The following is a 23,327-nucleotide window of genomic DNA, read 5'->3' on the forward strand; positions in this document are numbered from 1 at the left end:
AATGGTTCACGCGGCTGCCCGCTCGTCGTTCGCCGCGGTGATTCCCTTGGTGGAGGCAATCACGCGCTTCAGCTTCTTGGCGAGCGCCTCATAGAACATGCTCAGGGGAAACTCGTCCGGAAGCACGTCGTCGACGAGCTTGCGAGGAGGAAGTGTGAGGTCCAGGGCGTCGGGGCCCTTGGCCCAGCGGGATCCCGGGTGCGGGGCGAGATAGGTGGAGACCAGGTCGTACGCGGCGAACCAGTGGACCAGCTTGGGGCGGTCGATGCCGTCGCGGTAGAGCTTCTCGATCTCGGCGCAGAGCTGGTTGGTGACCTGCGGGGCGCGGTCCCAGTCGATCTTCAGGGTGTTGTCGGTCCAGCGGACGACGTCGTGCTTGTGGAGGTACGCGAAGAGCAGCTGGCCGCCGAGGCCGTCGTAGTTGCGGACGCGCTCGCCGGAGACCGGGAAGCGGAACATCCGGTCGAAGAGCACCGCGTACTGCACGTCACGGCCGTGGGCGTTGCCCTCGGACTCCAGTTTCACGGCCTCCTTGAAGGCGGTGAGGTCGCAGCGGAGCTCCTCCAGGCCGTACATCCAGAACGGCTGGCGCTGCTTGATCATGAACGGGTCGAACGGCAGGTCACCGTGGCTGTGGGTGCGGTCGTGGACCATGTCCCACAGGACGAACGCCTGCTCGCAGCGCTGCTGGTCGCCGATCATCTCGCGGATGTCGTCGGGCAGCTCCAGGCCGAGCAGGTCGACGGATGCCTCGGTGACCCGGCGGAAGCGGGCGGCCTCGCGGTCGCAGAAGATGCCGCCCCAGCTGAAGCGCTCGGGGGCCTCGCGCACGGCGATGGTCTCCGGGAAGAGCACCGCGGAGTTGGTGTCGTAGCCGGACGTGAAGTCCTCGAAGGTGATGCCGCAGAAGAGCGGGTTGTCGTAGCGGTTCGCCTCCAGGTCGGCGAGCCACTCGGGCCAGACCATCTTGAGCACGACCGCTTCGAGGTTGCGGTCGGGGTTGCCGTTCTGCGTGTACATCGCGAAGACGACGAGGTGCTGGAGGCCGTCGGCCCGGTCCTTCGCGGGCTGGAAGGCGAGCAGCGAGTCCAGGAAGTCGGGGACGCGGAAGCCGTCGGCGGCCCAGCGGCGCAGGTCGGTGACGAGCGCGCGGTGGTAGGCGACGTCGTGCGGGAGGAGCGGGGAGAGCTCCTCGACCGCTCCGATCACCCGGTCGAGGACCTGCTCGACGGTGGCCGGGGAAGGGGCGCCCTCGGCCTCGAAGTCGATGGATCCGTCCTTGGACTGCCAGGGGCGGATCTCCTCGACGGCATCCTTGAGCACGGGCCAGGCCGGGTGCTCGACCACCCGCTGGGCCGTAGCTATCGCGCCGTCGGTGGCGCTCTGCACAAGAATTTCCGTCATGACACTTCCTCCACGGGAGAACCTCGCGTGACATCACCGTAGCCGGGCAGGGCTCACCCCGACAAGGGGAGACCTGAAAATTATCCTGCGTACCCCCCATGGTCACCGCTGTTTTTCCTGCGAGATACCGGGTAGGAGCGCAGTTCCCGCAGCACCGCTCGGATCCTGGCGACCGGGCCCGCACGGCTGGGGACATCGCGGGCCGCGGCCGCTACCCTCCCCAGTGCCGTATTGCCGCAACCTCCGCACGGGCAGGAGCAGTCGACGGATCCCCGCCGACGGAAACGAGGTCGCCTTGTCTTTTCTCACCCTGGGTCATCGCGGAGTGATGGGCGTCGAGCCCGAGAACACCCTGCGCTCCTTCGTCCGCGCCGAGGCGTCCGGGATGGACGCCATCGAGCTGGACCTGCACCTCAGCAAGGACGGCGCGCTCGCCGTGATGCACGACACGGACGTGGACCGCACCACGGACGGGACCGGGCCGATCGCGGCCAAGACCCTGGCGGAGCTGCGCGAGCTCGACGCCGGTCAGGGCGAGCGGATCCCGGTCTTCGAGGAGGTCCTGGACGCCGTCTCCGCCCCGCTCCAGGCGGAGATCAAGGATGTGGCGGCGGCCCGCGCGCTGGCGGACGTGATCCTGGAGCGTGAGCTCGTGGACCGGGTGGAGGTGTCCTCGTTCCACGACGAGGCCGTCACCGAGATCGCCCGGCTGGTGCCCGGCGTACGCACGGTCCTGATCGCCAGCCGCTGGGGTGCGGACGTGGTGGACCGGGCGAAGGCGGCGGGCGCGGCGACGCTCGCGCTGAACATCCGCCGCCTCACCCTGGAGGTGGTGGAGCAGGCGCACGGCGAGGGCGTGAAGGTGATCGGCTGGGTGGTGAACACCCAGGACCATCTGCGCCTCGCCCGGGCGCTGGGCCTGGACGGCGCGACGACCGACTTCCCCGAGATCCGCCGCGCCGGGCGCTTCACCGCCTGAGGACGAGCGCCGTCAGGCGCTGCCCCCGAGGTTCTTGACGAGCAGTTCGAAGGCCAGGTCGTCGCGCTGCGGAATGCCGAAGCGCTCGTCGCCGTACGGGAACGGGGTGAGCTGTCCCGTACGGCGGTAGCCACGGCGTTCGTACCAGGCGATCAGGTCGTCGCGTACCGAGATCACCGTCATGTGCATCTCGCCCACGCCCCAGCTCTCCTGGGCGGTGCGCTCCGCCTCGGCGATGATCAGCTTGCCGAGGCCGCCGCCCTGGAGTCCGGGCCGGACCGCGAACATGCCGAAGTAGGCGGCGTCGCCCCGGTGTTCGAGCTGGCAGCAGGCGACGAGTTCGCCGCCGCGCTCGACCGCGAGCAGTCGGCTCGCCGGGGCGGCGATGACGTCGCGCACACCCTGTTCGTCGGTCCGCTGTCCCTGGAGGATGTCGGCCTCCGTGGTCCAGCCGGTGCGGCTGGAGTCACCGCGGTAGGCCGACTCGATCAGGGCCACCAGCGCCGCGACGTCGTCCTCGGTCGCGTCGCGGAAGGTCAGCCGGGCCGCGTCGGGCGTGGCGGTGTCCATGGTGGGGCTCTCCGTCTCTCTGCTGCCGTACGTGGTTTCTCTGTTGCCGTACGTCCGGTCGAGCGTAACGCGACCCGGAGCGCCCCCGGCGGGCCCCGGCGCACCCCCTTCACACCCCCGTGCGCCGGGTTCGGCCGCGGCCGCCCGGGCATCGATGGATCGACCCGTAACAGTGGTGTACGTCCGACCGGGGGGAGGCGTGCCGTGCACGGAGGGGCTCCGACCGGCTGGCTGCTGATGGCGTTGTGCGCGGTGAGCGGCGCCTACTGTCTGCTGCGCACCCGCACGGGGACGCCGCAGGAGCGGCGCACCGCGCGCTCGGAGGCGCTGATGGGCTTCGGCATGGCGGCGATGGCCGTTCCGGCGGCGGTGCTGTCGCCCCCGGACTGGACGTGGGCGGTGTACGCGGTGCTGTTCGGCGCCGCGGCGCTGCGGTCGCTGCGGCCCGCTCTGCGCGGCGGCCACCACCGGCATCATCTCGTCGGCTCGCTGGCCATGGTCTACATGGCCGTGGCGATGGCCCCGGCGGTCACGGGCAGCGGCGGGGGCGGGCACGCCGGGCACGGGGCGGGCGGCGGAGCCGGTGGCATACCCCTGCTGACCGGGGCGCTGCTGGTCTACTACGCGTTCTACGTCCTGGGCTCGGCCGGCCGACTGCTGCCCGGGACCGGGACGGCCGCGGTCCCGGTCGGCGGTGCGGGCGTCGGCGGACGTGGCGCGGGAGGATTCGGGGGCGGTTCGGACGGCCGGCCCGAGCTCACGACGGCCTGCCGGCTGACGATGGGCATCGGCATGTTCGCCATGCTGCTCACTCTGTGAGACAGGAAGTGGGACAGAACCCCCGGCAAACGGTGGTCTACGTCACTTGCCGGTCGAGGCCGTACCCCGGCAGACCCGCCCCTCCTAAGCTGAAGCCATGCTGGTCTCCCTCGCGCTGCTGCTGCTCGGTGCACTGACCGCCCTGGTGACTCCGCGCCTGATGGCGCGCGCCCGGTGGCCGGAGCGCGAGCCGGTCGTGGCCCTGTGGGTCTGGCAGTGCGTGGTGGCCGGGGTACTCCTGTCGTTCGCCCTGTCCATGACGCTGAGCGCGGCCGCCGCCTGGCAGGCGGTGCGCGGCCATGTCTTCGCACCCGCCCCGCACGCCGTGGTCGAGGCGTACGCCCTGGCGGCGTACGGGCCGTGGTCGGCGGTCATCGCGGTGCTGCTGGCGCTGGGCGGGCTGTGGACCGGGGCGATGCTTCTGCGGGAGATCCGGCGGGCGCGGCGTCGTCGCAAGCAGCGCCGGGCGGAACTGCTGGTGCGCTCCCCGCTGCTGCCCGGCGAGAAGCCGGGCGCCGACCGTCTCGTGGTGCTGGAGGGCGAGCGCCCCGACGCCTGGTGGCTGCCCGGTGCGGCTCCGCAACTCGTCATCACCACCGCCGCGCTGGGCCGGCTGAAGGGCCGTCAGCTCGATGCGGTGCTCGCCCATGAACAGGGTCATGCCCAGGCCCGGCACGACTGGTTGCTGCACTGCTCGTCGGCGCTGGCGATCGGTTTCCCGCAGATCCCGGTGTTCGCCGCGTTCCGCGACGAGATGCACCGGCTGGTCGAGCTGGCCGCCGACGACGTGGCGTCACGCCGCTTCGGCCGGCTGACGACCGCGCTCGCCCTGGTCGGACTCAACGAGGACCGCGGGGTGTTCGGCCCCTGCCCCACACCGGACGCCCAAGTGCCCCTCCGGGTCAACCGGTTGCTGGCCCCGGTCGACCGGCTGACGGCGGGCCGCAGGCTCCGGCTGACGGCCGCCGCCGCGCTGGTGCCGGTCGTCCCGCTGATCGTGACCTTCGTGCCGGGGCTGCGCGCGCTGGGCTAGGCCCCTTTCCTCCTGGAGTGGGTTTTCCGCGCCCCGAGTTGGCCTTCGGGCGGTGTCCTCCGCGAGGATCGCCTCATGTCCTCCCCCCTCTCCCGCTCACCGGACCGCTCCCCCCGCACCGCGGCCGCCCTGTGGACCGGAGCCGTCGTCGTGGCGTCCGTGGTCCTGCTCGTACTGGTGGCGGTGCGCTGGCCGCCGCTGATGTCGCTGGACCGGGCGGTCGCCGACGCGCTGCACCGGCACGCGGTGGCCGATCCCGGTCTGGTCCGGGTCAACCGGGTGTTGACCGACTGGGTGTGGGATCCCTGGACCATGCGCGCCCTGATCGCGGTGGCGGTGGTCGCCCTGTGGTGGCGGGGCGCGCGGCTGCTCGCGCTCTGGGTGGCCGCGACGAGTCTGCTCGCCTCGCTCCTCCAGCAGGGGCTCAAGGCCGTGGTGGGCCGGGAGCGCCCGCAGTGGCCCGATCCGGTGGACACGGCCCACTACGCGGCCTTCCCCTCCGGGCACGCCATGTCGGCCGTCGTGAGCTGCGGGCTGCTCTTCTGGCTGCTGCGGCTGTACGGCGCGGGCCCCGGCGCCCGGGGTGCGGCGCTGGCGGTCGCGGTGGTCTCGGCGGCCGGTGTGGCGGCGACCCGGCTGTACCTGGGGGTGCACTGGCTGACCGATGTCGTGGGCGGTGCGCTGCTGGGGGTGGCGGTGGTGGCGTTGAGCGCCGCCGGGTACGCCCGGTACGCGGCGCCGCGCGCCCCGGCGGAGGAGGACCGGCCCCTGCGGGCCTGAGCCGGGCGCTCTTGTCGGCGCGGGGACGTAGCGGGAAGGATCGCGCCCATGGTGATCAGAGGTGTGCTGTTCGACTTCTCCGGAACCCTCTTCCGTATCGAACCGGTGCGGGACTGGCTCGCCGCCGTGCTGCGCGAGGAGGGCGTCGAGGTGGTCCCGGAGGATTTCGAGCGGTACGTGAGCGGGCTCACGGCCGCCGGCGCCCTCCCGGGCGGCCCGCCTCCGGTCCGGGTGCCTGAGGAACTGGCGGACGCGATGGCGCGCCGGGATCTGACCGCCGCCCTGCACCGTGCGGCGTACACCGGTCTGGCCCGGACCGTCGCCCTGCCCGATCCGGGGCTGTACGACGCGCTGTACGACCGCCATCTGCGGCCGGAGGCCTGGCAGCCCTACCCGGACGCCGCGGAGGTGCTGGCGGGGCTGCGGGGGGCGGGTATCGCGGTCGGCGTGGTCAGCAACATCGGCTGGGACCTGCGGCCGGTCTTCCGCGCGCACGGGCTCGACGCCCTGGTCGACGCCTATGTCCTGTCCTTCGAGCACGGGCTCCAGAAGCCCGCCGCGGGACTGTTCGCCACCGCCTGCTCGCTGATCGGCCGGGATCCGGCGGAGGTGGTCATGGTCGGTGACGACCGGACCGCGGACGGTGGCGCGGCGGCCCTGGGCTGCGAGGTCCGGTTCGTGGACCATCTGCCGGTGTCGGAGCGGCCGGACGGCCTGCGCTCGCTGGGGCTGGTCCCGCGCTGAGGCCCACGGCGAACCGGGGAAATCGGGTCGGGGTGTGAGGCATATCCCGCCGCGGAAGGGGTAGTGACATACGTTCGTGGCCGTAACCTGGTGACCATGTCCCCTATGCCGTCGTCCATGTCCGCCCGTTCCGCAGCCGAGGTCAACGCGGAGATCCGCGACCTGTGGCAGCGCTCGGGCGGCTGCCTGACGCCGCAGGACGAGGCGGATTACCAGCGGCTGCTGGTGGAGTGGGCCGCCGCCACCGGCGGGAGCGTCCGCGCCGCCGCCTGATCGCCCGAGCCGCCCGTCGCCGCGCCGTGAGCGGGCGGAAAAACGCGCCCGATCCGGCGATCCCCCGCGTCGCCGGATCCGGGCGCACCCTCGGCCTGTCGCGTGGGACAGGGCCGCGGACCGCGCCGGGGACCGGAGTTGCGGAGTCCGCCGTCGCAGGGATCCAGCATGTCCCCACCCGGCTCATCGGTCAATGAATTTCCGGCTCCGCACGCACCGGGGCCGGTGTCTCCCGGGCGGTCGTCCGCCCGGGAGACACCGGCCCCGGACTGCGGGTCGAGTCGGCCACCGGAACCGCTGACGGATCAGCGGTCGAAGTAGTCCGGCTGCGTCTGCACGTTGAGCTCGTCCAGCTTGACCCGCTTGGCCGGGTCGGTGCGCCTGTCGTCGAGCTTCAGCACGTCGAAGCCCTTGGCGATGTCGCTGGAGTAGATGTGACCGTTGTAGTAGTACGCCGACCAGGGGCCGGCCGTGGTCACCTGGTCGAGCGTGACCGGGCCGCGCTCGAAGAAGGCGATCTCCTTGGGCTTGGACGAGTTGGTGAAGTCCCAGACGGAGATGCCGCCCTGGTACCAGGCCTGCACCATCAGGTCGCGGCCCTTCACCGGGATGATCGAGCCGTTGTGGGCGACGCAGACTTCGACGTCGGCCTGGTGACGGTCGATCTTGAAGTAGCTGCGGAAGACCAGCTTGCGCTTGTCGCCCTTGCCGACGATGTCGTAGATGCCGTCGGCTCCGCGCTTGGGGCCGATCTCCTCGTTGCAGGTGGCCGCACCGCCGCCGCCGAGCTCGTCGGTGAAGACGACCTTGTTCGCACCCTGGTTGAAGGTGGCCGAGTGCCAGAACGCGAAGTTCACGTTGTCCTGGACCCGGTCGATGATCTTCGGGCGCTCCGGGTCCTTGATGGAGAACAGCAGACCGTCACCCATGCAGGCTCCGGCGGCCAGGTCCTTGGACGGCAGCACCGTGATGTCGTGGCAGCCGGTCGTCTGGGAGACACCCGGGTTCGTGGGCGCTCCCGGGTTGCCACCGTCCGGGAAGAGCACCGGGAAGTTGACGATCCGGGCCTTCTGGGGCGCCTTCACCGGCACCTTGATGATGGAGATTCCGTCGTGCGGCGGCTGGCAGTCCGGGAACGTCGCGTTGGGCGAGTACGAGGAGACGTACACGTAGACGTTCTTGCCGTCCGGCACCAGCGTGTGCGTGTGGGAACCGCAGGCGGTCTCCACGGCGGCGATGTACTTCGGCGCCCGCTTGTTGCTGATGTCGAAGATCTTCATGCCCTCCCAGGACGACTTCTCCGTGGCGGGCTGGGAGGTGCTGGAGCAGGAATCGTCGCTGCGCGAGGAGTCCGTCGAGAGGAACAGCAGGTTCCCCGAGACCGAGATGTCGTTCTGCGATCCGGGGCAGAGGACCTGGGCGACCGTCTTGGGCTTCTTCGGCTTGCTGATGTCGTAGATGACGAAGCCGTCGTAGTTGCCGACGTAGGCGTACTTCCCCTGGAACGCGAGGTCCGTGTTGGTGCCCTGGAGGGCGCCCTTCGGCACGTTCGTCAGGTGCTTGATGTTGGAGCTGTGGACGATCTCGTCCACGCCGGGTATGTCGCCGCCGGCTATCGCGGCCCTGGCCTCGGCCTGTTCGCTCTTGGTGACCGACCCGCGCTCGACCGGGGCGTCGCCCGGGTCGGGGGTCGCGGCCGCTGTGGTGGCCGTCAGCAGCGTGGCGAGGAGTCCGGCCGCGGCTGCCACCGCGCCCAGACGTCTGCGCCGCACGCGGGTGGTGTGCAACGAGGTCACTGCGTCCTCCCTTGTATCCGTTCGGGGTCGAACGGTTCATGAACCCCCGGCAGTATCGTCCCTCCCATGTACACATCAACAGATGGCAACACAGACGTAATAAAAGTTTTTGATCTTCGGCCGGTGGAAGCGTGTTAGGACGGTCTGCAACAAACCATGTGGCACAGGAGGTCACCGTGTTGATCCATCGCCGGTCCGCGATTCTTCGCTCAACCGCTCTCGCGGCGGTGGCGGTTGCCGCCGCGCTCGTCCTCGGAGCCTGTGACGCGGACAGCGGTGACGGAACGTCGGACAAGGCCAAGGACGCAGGTCCGGGCGTGGTCGCGCCCGGCAGACCGGGCGAACCCGCGCGGACGCTCTCCGCCGAGGACGCCGTCAAGGAGGCCGGGCAGGACACCGCCAACTCCGCGGACTTCCGCTATGCCGAGATGATGATCGAGCACCACGGGCAGGCGCTCGTGATGACCGAACTCGTCCCCGAACGGGCCTCCGCCGCCACCGTCAAGCGGCTCGCCGAACGCATATCGGCAGGCCAGAAGCCAGAGATCGGCGCGATGGAAGGATGGCTGAAAAGAAACGGCGGCGACAAGCGCAAGCAGCACCACGACCACGCGGGGATGCCCGGCATGGCGACCGACGCCCAGCTGAAGAAGTTGCGCGCCGCCGAGGGCAAGGCCTTCGACAAGCTCTTCCTGGAGCTGATGATCACCCACCACCAGGGGGCGATCACCATGGCCACGGAGGCGCTCACCGAGGGGAACGACGTGATCGTGGAGGAGATGGCCAGCGATGTGGTCGCCCAGCAGACCGTGGAGATCAACCGGATGCGCGGCCTGATGGGCTGAGACCCGCCCCGGGGCCGTGCCCGTACCACTGCCCCGTGCCGGCATCCCGTGCACCGGCGGTGCGGATCGGCCCGGCGGTGCGATCCTGGAAGCAACCTCCGGGAAGAGGTGCGCCGTGCTCTCAGTCGCCGTCGTCGGTTCCGGTCCCAGCGGGGTCTACACCGCCCAGGCCCTGCTCCAGCAGTCGCTCGTGCCCGATGTGCGCGTGCACGTCCTGGACCGGCTGCCCACTCCGTACGGACTCGTGCGGTACGGGGTGGCCCCCGACCACGAGAAGATCAAGTCGCTGCAGAACAGCCTGCGGGCCGTACTGGAGGACGAGCGGGTCACCTTCGTGGGCAACGTCGGCGTCGGCGGGCCGGACGGCGTCTCCCCCGCCCGGCTCGCGGAGCTGTACCACGCGGTCGTCTACTGCGTCGGGGCCTCGACGGACCGAGCACTGGCGGTGCCGGGCGAGAGTCTGCCGGGCAGCTACTCCGCCACCCGCTTCGTCTCCTGGTACAGCGCGCATCCGGACATCGGCGCCGACCCGTTCGCCCGGGACGCTCTGGACGGCCGCTCGGCCGTCGTGATCGGCGTGGGCAACGTGGCGGTCGACGTGGCCCGGATCCTGGCCCGCGGCGCCGACGAACTGCGGACCACCGACGTACCCCGTGCCGCGCTCAGCGCACTGGCGGCCAGCCGGGTGCGCGAGGTGCACATCGTGGGCCGACGCGGCCCCTCCCAGGCCCGGTTCACCACCAAGGAGCTGCGGGAGCTGGGGGCGCTGCCCGGGGCCCGGGTCGTCGTCGACCCGGCGGAGCTGGCGCTGGACCCGGCGTACGCCGCTCCGGACGGCCTGCCCGCCGTGGTGCGGCGGAACCTGGCGGTCCTGCGCGGCTGGTCGGCGGCCGGGGCCGGGTCGGGCGGGCCCGAGGATGTGGCGGGGGCCGCGCGCCGCATCCGGCTGCGGTTCTTCCTGCGGCCGGTGGAGCTGCTGGAGCGCGGCGGGCGGGTCGCCGGGGTGCGGTTCGCCCGGACGGCTCCGGACGGCGCGGGCGGGGTCCGGGACACCGGCCGTTACGAGGACATCGAGGCGCGGCTGGTCCTGCGGGCGGTCGGCTATCGCGGGGTCGAACTGCCGGGGCTGCCCTTCGATCCGGTGCGCGGCACGGTGCCGCACACGGCGGGCCGGGTACTGCGCGACGGGGTGCCGTCGCCGGGTGAGTACGTGGCGGGGTGGATCAAACGCGGGCCGACCGGGGTGATCGGCTCGAACCGCTCCTGCGCCAAGGAGACGGTGGCCTCGCTCCTGGAGGACGCGGCCGGACTGACCCTGCGCCCGGTGGCGGCCGATCCGCTGGCCGTGCTGCGGGAGTGGGGGCTGCGGCCGGTGGAGTGGGCCGGCTGGCTGTCGATCGAGCGCGCGGAGGCGGAGCTGGGCCGTTCGCTGGGGCGTGGCCCGGTGAAGATCCCCGACTGGCCGGGACTGCTGGCGGCGGCCCGGGACGAGAACCGCTGAGGGACGCACCGCACTGTCGCGCCCGGCCTCCGCGAAACGCCCGGCACTGTCGCCCGGCCTCCGCGAAGTGCCCCGTGCCGTCACTCCCGGGTCGCCACCACCAAGCGGGCGCGGGGGCTGCCGTCGGGGCGCAGGCCCAGCTCGGTCAGCGGCTGCAGCCGTACGACGAATCCGGCCCGGGCCAGGTCCTCCAGCACATCACCGAGCCGGAACGTGCGGTAGTACATGACGAACGTCGGCCGCCACAGGGCGTTGCGCACCCGCATCGCCGCGTCGAAGCCCAGCAGCGACCAGTAGGCGCGTGATCCCACCGGGGGCGGTGCGCCGATCGGGAAGACGAACTGTCCGCCGGGCCGGAGGGATCCGTACACCTCGGCGAAGAGGCCCAAGCGTTCGGCGGGCAGGAAGTGGCCGAACGCACCGAAGCTCAGGGCGAGATCGAAGGCGGGCGCGAAGGGCAGGGAGCGGGCGTCGGCCCGCACCCAGTCGATCGCCGGTCCTCCGCCGGCCGGCGATGTCCCGCTCCCGGACGGGAAGGCGGCCCGGGCCTCGGCGAGCATGCCCGCGCTGAAGTCGACCCCGACCACCCGTTCCCGGCACAGCTGCCGGAGCACGCCCACTCCCGCCCCGGTGCCGCAGCAGACGTCGAGTCCGGTGTCGAAGGGGCCGAGTTCGCGCACGGCCCGGGTGACGGCGTCGAGCACGCGGTCGGGTGTGCGGTAGGGCGTCAGGTCGAACTTCGGGGCGAGGAGGTCGTATCCGCGCTCGATCGAGGAGAGCGCCTGGACGGCCAGTTCGCGCACGGTGGGGCCCTCTTCGGGGCCCTGTTCGGTGAACATCACGGACCACCCTACCGACGCGTGCCCCGGCCCGGTGCCGCCGCGCTGCCACCGGCCCCGATGTCGCCGCGCCCGTACGTCAACGGCCGTCGGGAAGACGCCGCTTGAGGGTGATGGCTGTGTCGGCGGCGTACGCCTGGGTCCAGCTGCGGCCGGCCCCGGACTTCCAGGTGACGTGGACCGTGGAGCCGTCGGTGCGGGTGCTCTCCACGGTCATGGTCCGGTCGCCGTCGCGTACGTCGCCGCGGCGCAGTTCGGCCGCCTCGACCGTGACGGGCCGCTCGCCCGGCGCGTTCTCGGTCTCCTCGGCCGCCCGGAGGAGTACGGCGGCCAGCTCGCGGGCCGCCTCGGGGGTGCAGGTCCAGACGAGCTCGCCGGCCGGGGGCGAGAGCCGGATGCCGACGCGGGGAGCCGGGCCGGTCTCCTCCGCGGTGGCCGTGACCGGGTCGGCCGTCCCCCCGGCGACCGTGAGCGGCGCGGGCTCGCCCGCGGTGACCGTGACCGGCACCGGGCGGCCGTCGGCGTCCGTGATCCCGCTGCCCATCGTCGTCTCCTCGGTGTCCTGCCGTGCCCGGGGCCGTCCCCGGGTTGCCGTCCGGCCGCTGCCCGGCCCCGGCCAGCATGTCAGCTCCCGGCGGCGCAGCGGGACGCCGGCCGTCATCGGCGCGGAAACCGGGCTCCGTGCGCACGCGGGCGGGCCTCGCCATGGGTCGGGTCCTCCGGGCGGGGCGGCTTCAGGCCCGACGTCAGGTCCGGCCTCGGGTCCGGCCTCAGGTCCGGCTTCGGGACCGGCCTCAGGTCCGGTAGACGTCCAGGCGGCCGCACATGCCGAACCTGCCGCGCTCCGAAGGCCGTTCGGCGTGGACACGGGCGTCGGCGAGGTGCCCGGCCTCGCCCTTGTCCAGCGCGTCGAGCTGCCCGGCGGTGACGGCGGCAGCCGTGGCGGCCCCCTTCTCCCAGCGGGTGCGCCACTCCGGCGTACGGGGGCGGACGAGCGCGGCGGCTGCGCGGTGGAACGCGGCCAGCGGCTCCGGATCACCGTCCTCCACGGCCTCGCGCAGGGCGAGGAACCCCTCCACCGCGAGGTCGCGCCGGGCCCGCGCCGCCCGTTCCTGCACGGCCTCCTCGGCGTCCACGGGCAGCGCCGCCGCCGCACGATAGACGTCCGGGTCGGCGAGGCAGCGCGGCGGCAGGGTCAGCACGGCGTCACCGGCCTCGGGCAGCCCGCTGTTCTGCATGAGCACGATGACGCGCAGCCCGTCCTCGTTGACCAGGCGGTGGATGGCGCCCGGGGTGAACCACACGAGCGCGCCCGGCGTCAGCGGGGTCTCCCGGAACCCGGTGGCCGTGAGGGTCTGCACCGAACCGCTGCCGGCGACCACGACGTACCCCTCCGAGCAGGTCAGGTGCAGATGCGGGGTGCCGCCGCGCAGCCCGTCGGCGGCGGGCCAGTCGTAGACGCTCAGATGCGAGACGGCGACGGCGCCGGGCAGTCCTTCGAAGGTCACCACGGGGGCTCCTGAGATTCGGCGGCACGGCCCGCAGCGACCCTCCGCAAGCGCTTTCTACGGCCACTGAAAGCTAGGCCGCCGCCGGACACCGGTCAAGGGCGCCGCACCCACCGGGCCACACGCACCGGGCAGCCCACGCCGACGTCGCCGGTACCGCGAGCGTGTGCGCGGGCCGCTGTCAGTGGCCGGGTGCAGACTGGCACTGTTCCGGCACAACGGCGTATCGGGAGGTCCAGGACCATGACCGACGTACTGCTCACCGCAGGCACCCGCAAGGGCCTCTTCATCGGCCGCAGACGTGCCGGGACCTGGGAGATCACCGGTCCGCACTTCAACGCGCAGGCGATCTACTCGGTCGCCGTGGACACCCGCACGGACACCCCGAGAATCCTGGTCGGCGGGGACAGCGCCCACTGGGGGCCGTCCGTCTTCCACTCCGACGATCTGGGCGAGACCTGGGTCGAGCCGCGACAGCCCGCCGTGAAGTTCCCGAAGTTCACCGGAGCCTCCCTGGAGCGCGTCTGGCAGCTGCACCCGGCGGGCCCCGAGGCGCCGGACGTGGTCTACGCGGGCACGGAGCCTGCCGCGCTGTTCCGTTCCGAGGACCGGGGCGAGTCGTTCGAGCTGGTCCGGCCGCTCTGGGAGCACCCGACCCGCTCGCGCTGGGTGCCGGGCGGCGGTGGCGAGGGGCTGCACACCGTTCTGACCGACCCCCGGGACGCCGGGGCCGTGACCGTCGCCGTGTCGACGGCGGGTGTGTTCCGGACGAAGGACGGCGGTGCGAGCTGGGCCCCGTCGAACAGGGGCGTATCCGCGGTCTTCCTCCCCGATCCGGATCCGGAGTTCGGGCAGTGCGTCCACAAGGTCACCCGGGACGCGGCCGACCCGGACCGGCTCTATCTGCAGAACCACTGGGGCGTGTTCCGCAGCGACGACTCCGGCGACCACTGGAGCGACATCGGCGCGGGGCTGCCCTCCGACTTCGGGTTCGCCGCCGCCGCGCACCCGCACCGCGGCGGCACGGCGTACATCTTCCCGATCAACGCCGACGCCGACCGGGTCCCGGCGGAGCACCGCTGCCGGGTGTTCCGCACGACCGACGCGGGGCGCACCTGGGAGCCGCTCACGGACGGCCTGCCGGACGGGGCGCACTACGGGACGGTGCTGCGCGACGCGCTGTGCACCGACGACGCGGATCCCGCCGGGGTCTACTTCGGCAACCGCAACGGCGAGTTGTACGCCAGCGCGGACGACGGGGACAGCTGGCAGCAGCTCGCCTCGCATCTGCCGGACGTCCTGTGCGTGCGGGCGGTGGCGCTCACCTGACGGCCGGGGGCCGGAGCGTCGGAGCGTCGGCGGCAGTTGATCGGAGTGGTCGTATCAGCAGTAGAGTGCGGGCCGTGGCAGCACGACCGTTGAAAGAGATCATCGAGCCGGGGTGGGCCGACGCCCTCGAACCCGTCGCCGAACGCATCGCCGCTATGGGCGACTTCCTCCGCGCGGAGATCGCCGCGGGACGCACGTACCTGCCCTCCGGGGCTCATGTACTGCGAGCGTTCCAGCAGCCGTTCGAGGAGGTGAGAGTACTCGTCGTCGGTCAGGATCCGTATCCCACCCCGGGACACGCGATCGGGCTGAGCTTCGCGGTGGCCCCGGACGTCCGGCCGCTGCCGGGCAGCCTGGAGAACATCTTCCGGGAGCTGCAGGCGGATCTGGGGCTGCCCAGGCCGTCCAACGGTGATCTCACACCGTGGACGCGGCAGGGGGTGCTGCTGCTCAACAGGGCGCTCACCACCGCGCCCCGGCGGCCCGCCGCCCACCGGGGCAAGGGCTGGGAAGAGGTGACCGAGCAGGCCATCAAGGCGCTGGTGGCCCGGGGCACTCCGCTGGTGTCGGTGCTGTGGGGGCGCGACGCCCGCAATCTCCGCCCGCAGCTGGGCGACTTCCCCGCGATCGAGTCCTCGCACCCCTCCCCCATGTCCGCGGACCGGGGCTTCTTCGGCTCGCGGCCGTTCAGCCGCGTCAACGAACTGCTGGCGCGCCAGGGGGCCCAGCCGGTGGACTGGCGGCTTCCGTGACGCACCCCCCGGCGTCGCCCGCCCCTGCCGGACCCGCGACCGCCGTGCCCTCCCCTGCCAGACCCGGCGCGTATGTCATCGGGGTGGACTCCGGGGGCTCCGGGCTGCGGGTGGCGCTCGGTCGGGTGGGGCTGCCCGGGCCGCTCTCGACGACGGTCTGCGCCGAGCCGGTACGGACGGGGCCCGGCGGCATCGACGCCGGGCATCTGCTGGACCAGCTGCTGCCCGCCGCCCGGGAGTTGCTGGAGCGGGCGGCCGGGTCCTCCGCCGCCGCCCCGACGGGTGAGGTCGCGGCACTGGCGATCGGGGCCGCCGGAATGGCCACCCTGGGCGAGCGGTTGCGGGCGGAGCTGCCCGGCGCGCTCGCGGACGCGCTGGGGGTACGCCGGCTGGCGCTGGCCGCCGACGCGGTGACGGCCTACGCGGGCGCGGTGGGACAGCGCCCCGGGGCGGTCGTGGCGGGCGGTACGGGCATGATCGCCCTGGGTACGGACCTGACGGAGTGGCACCGGGCCGACGGGTGGGGTCATCTTCTGGGTGACAGTGGCGGCGGTGCGTGGATCGGCCGGGCCGGGCTGGATGCCGCGATGCGGGCCCATGACGGGCGGCGGGGCGGTTCGCCCGCGCTGCTGGACCGGCTGCGGGCCGTGTTCGGACCGGCGGAGGAGCTGCCGGGGTTGCTCTATCCACGCTCCGACCGGCCGGCCGTGCTGGCCTCGTTCGCGCCGGAGGTGGCGGCGTGCGCCGGAGCGGACCCGGTTGCCGCCGGCATTCTGCGGGCGGCCGCAGGGCATATCGCCGAGGCTGCAGCGGCCGTCTGCCCGACGGCCTCGCGCCCGGCGGCCGCCGGGCCGGACAACGACGGCGGCGAGCTCGGCGAGGGCGGCGAAGTGGCCCTGACGGGTGGCCTGTTCCGGATGGGCGACCCGCTTCTCGTGCCGCTGCGCGAGGAGCTGGCACATCTGCTGCCGGGGGCTCGGGTGACTTCGGCGGAGGGCAATCCGCTGACCGGCGCACTCCGGATCGCGCGGGCCCTGGCGGCCGGGGATCTGCGCCTGCCGCGCCACCCGACGATGCTGTTCGTGCCCCTGGAGCACGGGACCGGGCAGCGGGTCGGAACGGCCGTGCGCGACGAGCCGCGGACAGGGTGACGGGCCGGGGCACGGAGCGGAGAAGGAGCGAGGGCGGAAGGCCGATCGAGAGGATCAACGAGCCGACAGACGGGGACACTCCGGTGGTACATCACTCATCGGACATAAGCGGATAGTTAACGCTCGACCGGACCCTCCCCGAACAGAGGGGCAGGCAAAACCAGTAGCATGCGGCGCCATGAGCACCCCCACTGGGCCCGCTTCCGGCCTGCCTGTACGAATGCCGCGACCTCGCCAGTCCGGACGGCACCGCCGCCCGGAGCCCGTGGTCGCACCCGAGGGCGCTGCCGCGCTCGTTCTCGCCGTTCCCGGTACCCCCTCCTCGGCCACGCGCAGCCTGGCCGAAGAGGTGATCAGCATCGCCCGTTCCGAGCTGCCCGGCCTCAACGCCCGGATCGGCTACCTCGACGGTGACGATGCCGAGTACCCGACTCTTGCCACCGTTCTCGCCCACACCGCCGCCGAGCGCGTCGCGCGCTTCGAGCAGGCCGTCGCCGCCGGGCGTGAGGTCGCCGAGCCCTCGGGTCCGCCCGCCGTCGTGGTCCCGCTGCTCGCGGGTCCCGACAGCGCGCTGATCCGGCGGATACGGCAGGCCGTGATGGACAGCGGTACGCAGGCCGAGCTGACCGATGTGCTCGGCCCGCACCCGCTGCTCGCCGAGGCCCTGCACGTACGGCTGTCGGAGGCCGGTCTCGCGCGCGCCGACCGCGCCAGGCTGTTCACCGTCGCCACCGCCGCCGACGGCATCGTGCTGGCCACCGTGGGCGGCGAGGAGGCCGTGCAGGCCGCCGGGATCACCGGCATGCTGCTGGCCGCCCGCCTCGCCGTGCCGGTGATGGCCGCCGCGCTGGACGTGGAGGGCTCGGTCGCCTCGATCGCCGAGCAGCTGCAGGGTTCCGGCTCCGCGCAGCTGGCGCTGGCGCCGTACCTGGTGGGCCCGGAGGTCGACCCCGGCCTGCTGGACGCCGCCGCGAAGGAGGCGGGCTGCGCGACGGCCGAGCCGCTGGGCGCCTACCCGGCGATCGGCAAGCTCGTGCTGTCCCTGTACGCCACGACGCTGGGCATCACGCCGGCGACGCCGCAGGGCACCCAAGGCGCTCAGGGCGCTCAGGCTCACTGACCGGACGCCGCCGCCCTCGGGCGGCGGCTCGGGAAGCCGGACAGCACAACGGGCCCGGACCGGAGGAAACCCTCGGTCCGGGCCCGCTGTGCTGTCCGAACGGCCGTGACCGGCCCGCCGCGCCGCCCGGAGCGGCCGTGCTGATCGGGATCAGCCGACCGGGGTCCGCGCCGCGCAGCCGTCAGGCGAAAACGACGCAGGAGGCCGCGGGGACCTCGATGGAGCCCGCGTGCTGCGGGACGCCCGTCTCGGCGTCCACGGCGAACCAGCTGACGTTCCCGGAGTGCTCATTGGCCGCGTACAGCCACTGCCCGCTCGGGTCGAGGGTGAGATCGCGCGGCCAGCGGCCACCGCAGCCGACGGTGGCCACCAGGGCCGGCTTCTCGCCGCTCTCGTCGAGGGTGAGCACGGAGATGCTGTCGTGGCCCCGGCTGGCGGTCCACAGGAAGCGGCCGTCGTGCGCGACGACCACTTCGGACGGGTAGGTGCGCGCCGCGCCCTCGGCCGCCTCGTGCTCGGGCAGCACCGACGTCTCGCCGAGCACGTCGAGGCTGCCGGTCGCCGCGTCCCAGCGGCACACGGTGAGGGTCGGCTCCAGCTCGCCCAGGACGTAGGCGAGGGTGCCGGAGGGGTGGAAGGCCAGATGGCGCGGGCCGGTGCCCGGCCGCAGGGCCGTCTCGCCGTGCAGTCGCAGGGAGCCGGTGGCCGGGTCCAGGGCGCAGACGCGTACGGAGTCGGTGCCGAGGTCCACGCTGACCACCCAGTTCCCGGAGGGGTCGGCGAGCACCTGGTGGGCGTGCGGCGCCTCCTGGCGGCCGGTGTCCGGGCCGCTGCCCTCGTGCCGGAGCACCGAGGCCGCCGCCCCGAGCGATCCGTCGGCGAGGACCGGCAAGGCGGTGACGCTGCCGGACCCGTAATTGGCCGTGACCAGGTGGTTCGCGGCGAGCGCGAGGTGGGTGGGCGATGCGGCGTCGACGGCCTGTACGGGGCCCAGGAGGGCAGGTACGTCGCCGTCGAGGGCGAAGGCGGCGGCGACGCCCCGGGCGCTCTCGCCGACCGCGTACAGGGCCGTGCCGCCCGCTCGGGGGCCGACGGCGAGGAACGAGGGGTCGGGCACGGCGTCGGTGGATCCGAGCACGGTCAGCGCGCCGGTGTCCCGGTCCACGGCGGCGGCGGTGATTCCGTGCCCGCCCGCCGAGGTGAACGACCCTATGAATGCCCGCCCGGCGCTGTTGCCGATCATCGCGCTACCCCTCTTCCACCGTCGCCGCGATCTTCACGGCCGACGGTAGCAGGCAGCCCGCTGCGGTCCAGACCAATGCGGCGGGCGGGAAGTGCCGCTGCGTCGGGCGGGCAGCGGCGTCCCCGGCCGCGCTCGACGTAACGGCCCGGTGGGCGCGATGTAACGGCGCGATGGGCGCGATCAGGCAGGTTCGGGCCCCACGGCGGGTGTCCGGCCGCCCCGGCCCTGGAGCGGTGCCGCCAGTGCGGCGAGGGCGCGCTCCAGGCCGTGCAGATGGGCCAGCGCGGGGTCAGCGGCGGTCGCGGGCAGCTCGGGCAGGTGAAAGCCCCGGGAGCCGTCGGGTGCGGTGAGCGCCTCGACGGCCGCCTCGACGCGGGAGCACGCGGCCGACAGCCGCGCGTCGTGCGAGGCGTCCGGGTCGGCGGCGATGGAGGCCAGCCCCCGTACCTCGCGTACGCAGTCGTCCAGCAGCGCGAGCACCTGGCGGGCGCGCGCCTTGCGGGCCGGCAGCGGGCTCAGGGGGTGTACCAGCGGGGCGAGCGAGAGCCGGACCCGGCCGAGCAGGACCTCCAGTTCGGCGACGCGGGGGCCGGGGTCGGCGAGCGTCGAGCCGGCGAGCCGGTCGGCCGCCTCGGCCGTGCAGGCGTGGACGCACCGCAGCGCCTTCTGGATCCAGGCGTCGGTGATGGCGTGGGTGGTGACGGGGAGGACCAGCAGCACGGCGAGCACCGCGCCGAGCGCGCCGACGGCGGTCTCCGCGACGCGCAGCCAGAGCAGACCGGCGTCCAGGACGCCCAGCGCCCCGTAGAGCATGCCGGCCATCATGGTCACGAAGAACATCATCCAGCTGTACGAAACCGCCGCCGTGTAGAAGATGCCGAAGACGCCGACCGCGACGACGACGGCGGTCGGGACGGCCGCGCCGTCGAGCGGGATGGCCACGGCGAAGCCGGAGACGATGCCGATGACGGTCCCCAGGACCCGGCGGAATCCGCGGACGAGCGTTTCGCCGCGGGAGGTGGTGTTGACGAAGACCCACCAGGTGGCGCCGACCGCCCAGTACCACCGCTCGTCGGACAGGACCTGCCCGATGCCGAGCGCGAAGGCCCCGCCCAGGGTGGCCTGGACCGCCTGCCGGGTGGTGATGCGCAGCCGGCCCCGGACCTCCGGCGGAGCGGGCTGGGCCGCGGCGGGGAGCCGTCGCTCGTAGCACCACAGGCCGAAGCGCACGGTGGACGAGGCGCACAGGGACAGCGCCACGGCGGCGTACAGCTCGGGCAGCTGGCCGGGCACGGTGTGCAGGAACTGGGCGGCGAAGAACATCATGAACGCGAAGACGCCCAGCGCGTGCCCGCGCGGCCCCCACCGCCGGGCGTACACGCCCGCCCCCATCACGGCGAGGAAGATCAGGTCCCGGGCGACCGGCTGGTCGTGCAGGACCGCCGCGACGGCGAGAACGGGCAGACCGGCGACGGGGAGCAGGGCGGTGGTGACCGCCTGCCCGCGCACCGTCGGGTCGGTCACGGTGAAGAGGGCGAGCAGTGCCGCGAGACCGCCGGTGATGGCCGCCACGAGCGAATGCCCGGCGAGGCCGCACAGCACGACCGCGAGGCCGATGCCGAGAACGGCCCGGACGGCGAAGCGCAGCCGTACCCGCCCCGGGTCCGGCGCCACGAACACCCTCTTCAGCACGCTTCCACCCCTTCCGCGTCACCGCGGTACTCGCATGAAAAAGGCGCCGCGGAAGTCCGCAGCGCCATCGACATCACCATTGCAGCACCCATCGGGCCCATGGATCAAACCAGGAGGAATATCCTGTACCAATGGACCAGTGCAACGACCGACGGATCAGCCATCAGCATGCCAACGGACCATCCGTGCGATGAGCACGCTCCGCCGTCGCACAAGGCGGCTCCTGCACGCTGGGTACAGTCGGAGCCGCACCCGGACGGCTCGGAAGGAGATCTGCGGATCATGGCGGTGGACGCTCTCGACACCCGCATCCTGCGCCTGCTGATCGAGCAGCCGCGCACGAGCGTCCGGGAGTACGCGCGCATCCTCGGCGTGGCCCGCGGCACCCTGCAGGCCCGGCTCGACCGGCTGGAGCGCGACGGCGTGATCACCGGCACCGGGCCGGCCCTCTCCCCCGCCGCACTCGGCCACCCCGTGCTCGCCTTCGTCCACCTGGAGGTCACCCAGGGGCACCTGGTCGAGGTGGGCGACGCCCTGGCGGCCGTGCCCGAGATCATCGAGGCGTTCTCGACGACGGGCGGAGGCGATCTGCTGACCCGCGTGGTCGCCCGGGACAACGGGCACCTGGAGGACGTGATCCAGCGGCTGATCCAGCTGCCGGGGGTCGTCAGGACGCGGACGGACGTGGCGCTGCGCGAGCGGGTGGCGCACCGGGTGCTGCCGCTGGTGGAGTCCGTGGGCCGCGCGGCGGGCGACCGGGATCGGCCGGGTCCCGCGACGGGTCAGGGGTGATCCGTCCGGCCGGTCCGGGCTACGGCATGCTGGGGCCATGACATCCCGCCCCGTGACCGCGTCCGACCTCCATGTGATCTTCGATCTCGACGGGACGCTGGTGGACAGCGAGCCGAACTACTACGAGGCGGGTCGCCGGCTGCTCGCCCGGTACGGGGTACGGGACTTCGGCTGGGAGGTCCACACCAGGTTCATCGGCATCAGCACCCTGGAGACGCTGACCGTCCTGCGCGCGGAGTACGGGATCGAGGCCCCGCTGAAGGAACTGCTCGCCGGGAAGAACGCCCTGTATCTGGAGCTCGCCGGGGCGTCGACGGAGGTCTTCCCGCAGATGCGGGTGCTCGTGGAGCGCCTGTACGCGGCCGGGGTGCCGATGGCGGTGGCCTCTGGTTCGTCCCGGGCCGCGATCGAGGCGGTGCTCGCGGTCACCGGGCTCGACGCGTACATCCCGCTGTACGTCTCCGCCGACGAGGTCGCGCACGGCAAGCCCGAGCCGGACGTGTTCCTGGAGGCGGCCCGGCGGCTGGGGGCGACTCCGGCGGACTGTGTGGTGCTGGAGGACGCCCCGGCCGGAGCGGCGGCCGCCCATGCGGCGGGCATGCGGTGCATCGCCGTGCCCTATGTGCCCGGGACCGCGTCCGACCCGGCGTTCGAGGCCGCCGATCTGCTGTTCGCGGGCGGGCAGTCCGCGTTCACCGCCGATGCCGCGTACCACCGGATGCTCGGCTGAGCCGGAGCACGGCGGGCATTCCTGATGCCGGGGCGGGCGGGGAGAGGTGCCGGGCCGTCAGCCGAGCCCGGTGAAAGGGCCGTCGGGGCATCCGGGCTCCGCCGGACAGATATCCTGATCATGTCGTTCGCCGCACCGCCCACGACTCCGCCGGAGCCCGGGGCTCCGGGGGGACCGACAGCCGGAGCGGGCCACAATTCGAGATAGGTGCACAGGTGCTGGTAGCTGGTCGGTACCGATTGGTATCCCCCATCGGTCGTGGCGGCATGGGCGAGGTGTGGCGCGCCACGGACGAGGTGCTGGGACGCGCCGTGGCCGTGAAGCTGCTGCTGGGCGACCAGGCGGACGCCTCGTCGACCGCCCGCTTCCGGCTGGAGGCCCAGACCGCCGCCCGGCTGAGCCACCCGCACCTGGTGGCCGTGTTCGACTTCGGCGCCTGGGAGGACCGGTTCTTCCTGGTGATGGAGCTGGTCGAGGGGCAGAGCCTCGGAGATCTGCTGAACGCCCAGGAGCGGGTCCATCCCGAACAGGTCGCCCTGATCGCGGGCCAGGCGGCCGCCGGGCTGGCCGCCGCGCACCGCCAGGGCATCGTCCACCGCGACATCAAGCCGGGCAACCTGATGCTGGACGCCGACGGCTCGGTGAAGATCGGCGACTTCGGCATCGCCCAGTTCGTCGACGACCCCTCGACCGCGCTCACGACGGCCGGTCACATCGTGGGCACCAGCCTCTATCTGGCCCCCGAACGCGCGCTGGGACGCACCGCCGACTCCGCCTCCGACATGTACTCCCTGGGCTGCGTCGTCTACCAACTGCTGCTCGGCCAGCCGCCGTTCAAATCCGACACCGCGACCGCCACGCTGTACCAGCATGTCGACACCCCGCCGGTCCCGCTGCGGCAGCACGGTGTGGACATCTCCGCCGCCTTCGACTCGTATCTGCTCGGGCTGCTGGCGAAGAAACCCGAGGAGCGGCCCACCGCCCAGCAGGTGTCCGACTGGTTCCGCACCGACGCCTGGCGCGGTCGCCCGGAGCCCCTCCCGATGCCGACGACGCCCACGTCCCACCGGGCGTCCGCCCCCATGGCCCCGAAGCCCTCGCCCGCCGCGCCGCCCGCACCGGTCGGCCCGACGACGTACCGCCTTCCGGGGCCCACCGGCCGAAGACGGCAGGCGCCGACCCGATCGGCTCCGGCCCGCCGTCGCAGCACCCGCGAGGCGATCCGGCGGCGTCCCAGGGTGGCCAGCGCCATCGCGGGCACGGCGACGTTCCTGGCCGCGGTGTATCTGGGGATGATCCTGTTCTCCCCGGACTCCAGCTCCGCCGGCACACCGGATCAGAGCCCGTCCTCGGGCCCCTCGCAGGACGTCCGCGACGGCGGCGAACACGACGGAGACGACGGGCGGGACGACTGAGTCCCGCCCGCC

23 protein-coding genes are annotated in these 23,327 nt (G+C 73.0%); 15 read left to right on the forward strand and 8 right to left on the reverse strand.

Annotated elements, in window-relative coordinates; all coding sequences use genetic code 11:
* Positions 1–6: 6 nt before the first annotated feature.
* Positions 7–1,404: a DUF6421 family protein gene (locus ACSMXR_RS02230; protein WP_473171101.1), complete on the reverse strand. Its 1,398-nt coding sequence runs from the start codon at positions 1,402–1,404 to the stop codon at positions 7–9.
* A 295-nt stretch (positions 1,405–1,699) separates the two neighbouring features.
* Between ACSMXR_RS02230 and ACSMXR_RS02235 the strand changes: the two genes are divergently transcribed.
* Complete coding sequence (locus ACSMXR_RS02235; RefSeq protein ID WP_473171102.1) at positions 1,700–2,383, forward strand: glycerophosphodiester phosphodiesterase; 684 nt, start codon at positions 1,700–1,702, stop codon at positions 2,381–2,383.
* A 12-nt stretch (positions 2,384–2,395) separates the two neighbouring features.
* On the opposite strand, the gene ACSMXR_RS02240 is transcribed toward ACSMXR_RS02235, so the two are convergent.
* Positions 2,396–2,953, reverse strand: a complete 558-nt coding sequence (locus tag ACSMXR_RS02240; protein ID WP_473171103.1) for a GNAT family N-acetyltransferase — start codon at positions 2,951–2,953, stop codon at positions 2,396–2,398.
* Positions 2,954–3,157: 204 nt separating this feature from the next.
* Here ACSMXR_RS02240 and ACSMXR_RS02245 point away from each other — a divergent pair, with 204 nt between their 5' ends.
* The 5 genes from ACSMXR_RS02245 (at position 3,158) to ACSMXR_RS02265 (ending at position 6,602) form a co-directional block, all read left to right on the forward strand.
* Complete coding sequence (locus tag ACSMXR_RS02245) at positions 3,158–3,772, forward strand: DUF5134 domain-containing protein (protein ID WP_137235751.1); 615 nt, start codon at positions 3,158–3,160, stop codon at positions 3,770–3,772.
* A gap of 97 nt (positions 3,773–3,869) precedes the next feature.
* Positions 3,870–4,805, forward strand: coding sequence for a M56 family metallopeptidase (locus ACSMXR_RS02250; protein WP_137235752.1), 936 nt, complete (start codon positions 3,870–3,872; stop codon positions 4,803–4,805).
* A 75-nt stretch (positions 4,806–4,880) separates the two neighbouring features.
* Entirely contained in the window at positions 4,881–5,585 is a 705-nt protein-coding gene (locus ACSMXR_RS02255; RefSeq protein WP_473171104.1) for a phosphatase PAP2 family protein, read from the forward strand.
* A gap of 48 nt (positions 5,586–5,633) precedes the next feature.
* Positions 5,634–6,329, forward strand: coding sequence for an HAD family hydrolase (locus ACSMXR_RS02260; protein ID WP_473171105.1), 696 nt, complete (start codon positions 5,634–5,636; stop codon positions 6,327–6,329).
* Between the two features lie 117 nt (positions 6,330–6,446).
* Entirely contained in the window at positions 6,447–6,602 is a 156-nt protein-coding gene (locus tag ACSMXR_RS02265; protein ID WP_218527356.1) for a hypothetical protein, read from the forward strand.
* Positions 6,603–6,907: 305 nt separating this feature from the next.
* Here the strand turns inward: ACSMXR_RS02265 and ACSMXR_RS02270 are convergent, their stop codons facing one another.
* On the reverse strand, positions 6,908–8,398 hold the full coding sequence (locus ACSMXR_RS02270) for an LVIVD repeat-containing protein (RefSeq protein ID WP_137231729.1): 1,491 nt from the start codon (positions 8,396–8,398) through the stop codon (positions 6,908–6,910).
* A gap of 158 nt (positions 8,399–8,556) precedes the next feature.
* Between ACSMXR_RS02270 and ACSMXR_RS02275 the strand changes: the two genes are divergently transcribed.
* Both ACSMXR_RS02275 and ACSMXR_RS02280 read left to right on the forward strand, forming a co-directional pair.
* Positions 8,557–9,243, forward strand: coding sequence for a DUF305 domain-containing protein (locus tag ACSMXR_RS02275; protein ID WP_376189133.1), 687 nt, complete (start codon positions 8,557–8,559; stop codon positions 9,241–9,243).
* A 115-nt stretch (positions 9,244–9,358) separates the two neighbouring features.
* Positions 9,359–10,744, forward strand: a complete 1,386-nt coding sequence (locus ACSMXR_RS02280) for an FAD-dependent oxidoreductase (RefSeq protein ID WP_473171106.1) — start codon at positions 9,359–9,361, stop codon at positions 10,742–10,744.
* 80 nt (positions 10,745–10,824) lie between these two features.
* On the opposite strand, the gene ACSMXR_RS02285 is transcribed toward ACSMXR_RS02280, so the two are convergent.
* The 3 genes from ACSMXR_RS02285 to ACSMXR_RS02295 all read right to left on the reverse strand — a co-directional run bounded on the left by ACSMXR_RS02285 (position 10,825) and on the right by ACSMXR_RS02295 (position 13,094).
* Positions 10,825–11,583 carry a class I SAM-dependent methyltransferase gene (locus ACSMXR_RS02285; protein WP_364891710.1) on the reverse strand — a complete coding sequence of 253 codons (759 nt, stop codon included), beginning with the start codon at positions 11,581–11,583 and terminating at the stop codon, positions 10,825–10,827.
* A gap of 79 nt (positions 11,584–11,662) precedes the next feature.
* Positions 11,663–12,127 carry a hypothetical protein gene (locus ACSMXR_RS02290; RefSeq protein WP_473171107.1) on the reverse strand — a complete coding sequence of 155 codons (465 nt, stop codon included), beginning with the start codon at positions 12,125–12,127 and terminating at the stop codon, positions 11,663–11,665.
* Between the two features lie 250 nt (positions 12,128–12,377).
* Positions 12,378–13,094 carry a cupin domain-containing protein gene (locus tag ACSMXR_RS02295; RefSeq protein ID WP_473171108.1) on the reverse strand — a complete coding sequence of 239 codons (717 nt, stop codon included), beginning with the start codon at positions 13,092–13,094 and terminating at the stop codon, positions 12,378–12,380.
* A 240-nt stretch (positions 13,095–13,334) separates the two neighbouring features.
* Here ACSMXR_RS02295 and ACSMXR_RS02300 point away from each other — a divergent pair, with 240 nt between their 5' ends.
* The 4 genes from ACSMXR_RS02300 (at position 13,335) to ACSMXR_RS02315 (ending at position 17,443) form a co-directional block, all read left to right on the forward strand.
* Positions 13,335–14,420 (forward strand): WD40/YVTN/BNR-like repeat-containing protein, encoded by a 1,086-nt coding sequence (locus ACSMXR_RS02300; protein WP_473171109.1) that lies wholly within the window; start codon positions 13,335–13,337, stop codon positions 14,418–14,420.
* Positions 14,421–14,494: 74 nt separating this feature from the next.
* Complete coding sequence (locus tag ACSMXR_RS02305; protein ID WP_103510831.1) at positions 14,495–15,172, forward strand: uracil-DNA glycosylase; 678 nt, start codon at positions 14,495–14,497, stop codon at positions 15,170–15,172.
* Positions 15,169–16,323, forward strand: a complete 1,155-nt coding sequence (locus tag ACSMXR_RS02310) for an N-acetylglucosamine kinase (RefSeq protein ID WP_473171110.1) — start codon at positions 15,169–15,171, stop codon at positions 16,321–16,323. Before ACSMXR_RS02305 ends, ACSMXR_RS02310 begins: the two co-directional genes overlap by 4 nt.
* Before the next feature lie 178 nt (positions 16,324–16,501).
* Positions 16,502–17,443 carry a sirohydrochlorin chelatase gene (locus ACSMXR_RS02315; protein WP_218527021.1) on the forward strand — a complete coding sequence of 314 codons (942 nt, stop codon included), beginning with the start codon at positions 16,502–16,504 and terminating at the stop codon, positions 17,441–17,443.
* A 181-nt stretch (positions 17,444–17,624) separates the two neighbouring features.
* Here ACSMXR_RS02315 and ACSMXR_RS02320 read toward each other — a convergent pair whose 3' ends face one another.
* A complete protein-coding gene (locus tag ACSMXR_RS02320) occupies positions 17,625–18,686 on the reverse strand; it encodes a lactonase family protein (protein WP_473171111.1) in 1,062 nt (353 codons plus the stop codon).
* A gap of 180 nt (positions 18,687–18,866) precedes the next feature.
* On the reverse strand, positions 18,867–20,378 hold the full coding sequence (locus ACSMXR_RS02325; RefSeq protein ID WP_381796724.1) for an FUSC family protein: 1,512 nt from the start codon (positions 20,376–20,378) through the stop codon (positions 18,867–18,869).
* Positions 20,379–20,660: 282 nt separating this feature from the next.
* Between ACSMXR_RS02325 and ACSMXR_RS02330 the strand changes: the two genes are divergently transcribed.
* The 3 genes from ACSMXR_RS02330 (at position 20,661) to ACSMXR_RS02340 (ending at position 23,315) form a co-directional block, all read left to right on the forward strand.
* Positions 20,661–21,170, forward strand: a complete 510-nt coding sequence (locus tag ACSMXR_RS02330) for an Lrp/AsnC family transcriptional regulator (protein WP_473171112.1) — start codon at positions 20,661–20,663, stop codon at positions 21,168–21,170.
* 37 nt (positions 21,171–21,207) lie between these two features.
* The gene (locus tag ACSMXR_RS02335) at positions 21,208–21,900 is read left to right on the forward strand and encodes an HAD family hydrolase (RefSeq protein ID WP_473171113.1); all 693 of its coding nucleotides are present in this window, start codon (positions 21,208–21,210) and stop codon (positions 21,898–21,900) included.
* A gap of 215 nt (positions 21,901–22,115) precedes the next feature.
* Positions 22,116–23,315 carry a serine/threonine-protein kinase gene (locus ACSMXR_RS02340; RefSeq protein ID WP_473171114.1) on the forward strand — a complete coding sequence of 400 codons (1,200 nt, stop codon included), beginning with the start codon at positions 22,116–22,118 and terminating at the stop codon, positions 23,313–23,315.
* Positions 23,316–23,327: the final 12 nt, after the last annotated feature.

It is taken from the genome of Streptomyces sp. DSM 106670 (assembly GCF_055792845.1).